The sequence below is a fragment of the Pseudomonas sp. B8(2017) genome (assembly GCF_002113575.1).
GTDB classification, from domain to species: domain Bacteria; phylum Pseudomonadota; class Gammaproteobacteria; order Pseudomonadales; family Pseudomonadaceae; genus Aquipseudomonas; species Aquipseudomonas putida_Z.
This window is the reverse complement of record NZ_NEIO01000046.1, coordinates 1-2,935: the sequence shown is the minus strand read 5'-3', so window position 1 is coordinate 2,935 and position 2,935 is coordinate 1. Positions and strand designations below refer to the sequence as shown.

Annotated in this window: 1 protein-coding gene; it reads right to left on the bottom strand. The window is 60.0% G+C overall.

What is annotated here, in order from left to right; translation table 11 throughout:
• A partial coding sequence (locus tag CAG22_RS28615; RefSeq protein WP_371916868.1) for an immunoglobulin-like domain-containing protein occupies positions 1-2,935 on the bottom strand: 2,935 nt, incomplete at both ends.

The window sequence follows — 2,935 nt, the reverse complement described above, 5'->3', positions numbered from 1 at the left end:
CAGGGTGAGCGTGGTGATGTCCGGAGTCGCAGGATTATCGGTGACGGTGGTCACCGGTTCACCAACGGCCACGGTCTTCTCGTAATTGCCGCCCGAGATGTCGGTGATCTTGTTGGTCAGGTCCAGGTTGGTGTTATGGACGTTGTTCGGCGCGGTGAACGGTACCGAAGCCGACGACTCGCCCACCGGAATGGTAATGGTCTGGCCGTTGGCCAGTTTCACTACCAGATCGGAACCGGTGACCTTGTGGTTAACCGACGCGGTGTAGGTCACTACGCCGCCCTCGACCACGCTTTGCGTGGCGGTCAGGGTGACGGTAGTGGTGTCGATGGTGTCAGTGACCTTGGTCACAGCCGCGGTGCTGCTGACGTCGAGTTTCTCGAAGTCGCCACCGGTGGTTCCGGTGACGGTCACGCTCAGGTCTTCGGCATCGACATACACATCGTCGCTCGGCGCATCGATGGTGATCGAGGCTTCTTTCGAGCCCGCAGCGATGGTGATGCTTTCACCGTTGCTCAGCTTGATCACCAGGTCAGTGCCGGCCTTGTTGGTCAGGGTGGCGGTATAGGTGATCTTGCCGCCTTCGGCCACGGTATCCGTCGCAGACAGGGTGAGCGTGGTGATGTCCGGAGTCGCAGGATTATCGGTGACGGTGGTCACCGGTTCACCAACGGCCACGGTCTTCTCGTAATTGCCGCCCGAGATGTCGGTGATCTTGTTGGTCAGGTCCAGGTTGGTGTTATGGACGTTGTTCGGCGCGGTGAACGGTACCGAAGCCGACGACTCGCCCACCGGAATGGTAATGGTCTGGCCGTTGGCCAGTTTCACTACCAGATCGGAACCGGTGACCTTGTGGTTAACCGACGCGGTGTAGGTCACTACGCCGCCCTCGACCACGCTTTGCGTGGCGGTCAGGGTGACGGTAGTGGTGTCGATGGTGTCAGTGACCTTGGTCACAGCCGCAGTGCTGCTGACGTCCAGCTTCTCGAAGTCACCACCGGTGGTGCCGGTAACGGTCACGCTCAGGTTTTCGGCATCGACGTAGACGTCGTCGCTTGGGGCATCGATGGTGATCGACGCTTCTTTCGAACCGGCGGCGATGGTGATCGTCTCACCGTTGCTCAGCTTGATCACCAGGTCGGTACCGGCCTTGTTGGTCAGGGTGGCGGTGTAGGTGATCTTGCCGCCTTCAGCCACGGTGTCCGTCGCGGTCAGGGTAAGCGTGGTGATGTCCGGAGTCGCCGGATTATCGATGACAGTCGTCACTGGCTCGCCAACCGCCACGGTCTTCTCGTAGTTGCCGCCCGAGATATTGGTGATCTTGTTGGTCAGGTCCAGGTTGGTGTTGTGGACGTTGTTCGGTGCAGTGAACGGTACCGAAGCCGACGACTCGCCCACCGGGATGGTGATGGTCTGGCCGTTGGCCAACTTCACCACCAGGTCCGATCCGGTGACCTTGTGGTTGACCGACGCGGTGTAAGTGACCACACCACCTTCAGCGACGGTCGAAGCCGCCGTCAGCGTCACGGTAGTCGTGTCAATGGTGTCAGTGACCTTGGTCACCGCTGCGCCGCTGTTTACATTCAGCTTCTCGAAGTCACCACCCGAAGTTTCGGTCATTTTTACCTGAAGGACTTCAGCATCGACATACACGTCATCGCTTGGCGCATCGATGGTGATCGAAGCTTCCTTCGAGCCAGCCGCAATGGTGATGGTCTCGCCATTGCTCAGTTTGATGACCAGATCGGTACCGGCCTTGTTGGTCAAGGTAGCGGTGTAGGTGATCTTGCCACCCTCGGCAACTGTCGGCGTCGCGCTCAGGGTCAGGTGAGTAACGTCCTTGGTACCTGGACCATCGGTCACGGTTGTCACCGGCTCGCCGGTGGCCACGGTCTTCTCGTAGTTGCCGCCCGAGATATCGGTGATCTTGTTGGTGAGATCCGGGTTGGTGCTGTGGACGTTGTCTGGTGCAGTGAACGGCACCGATGCCGACGACTCGCCCACTGGAATGGTGATGGTCTGGCCGTTGGCCAACTTCACCACCAGATCGGAACCGGTGACTTTGTGGTTGACCGATGCGGTGTAGGTCACCACGCCGCCTTCAGCGACAGTCGAAGTCGCCGTCAGGGTGACGGTGGTGGTGTCGATGGTGTCGGTGACCTTGGTCACGGCCGCAGTACTGCTGACGTCGAGTTTCTCGAAGTCGCCACCGGTGGTGCCGGTAACGGTCACGCTGAGGTCTTCGGCATCGACGTACACGTCGTCGCTTGGGGCATCAATGGTGATCGAGGCTTCCTTCGAGCCCGCGGCGATGGTGATTGTCTCGCCGTTGCTCAGCTTGATCACCAGGTCGGTACCGGCCTTGTTGGTCAAGGTGGCGGTGTAGGTGATCTTGCCGCCTTCGGCCACGGTATCTGTAGCGGTCAGGGTGAGCGTGGTGACGTCCGGAGTCGCCGGATTATCGGTGACAGTCGTCACTGGCTCGCCAACCGCCACGGTCTTCTCGTAATTGCCGCCCGAGATGTCGGTGATCTTGTTGGTCAGATCCAGGTTGGTGTTGTGCACGTTGTTCGGTGCAGTGAACGGTACCGAAGCAGACGACTCACCCACCGGGATGGTGATGGTCTGGCCGTTGGCCAGTTTCACTACCAGATCAGAACCGGTGACCTTGTGGTTGACCGACGCGGTGTAAGTCACCACGCCGCCCTCGACCACACTTTGCGTGGCGGTCAGGGTCACGGTGGTGGTGTCGATGGTGTCGGTGACCTTGGTCACAGCCGCAGTGCTGCTGACGTCGAGTTTCTCGAAGTCGCCACCGGTGGTGCCGGTGACGGTTACGCTCAGGTTTTCGGCATCGACGTAGACGTCGTCGCTTGGGGCATCGATGGTGATCGACGCTTCTTTCGAACCGGCGGCGATGGTGATCGTCTCACCG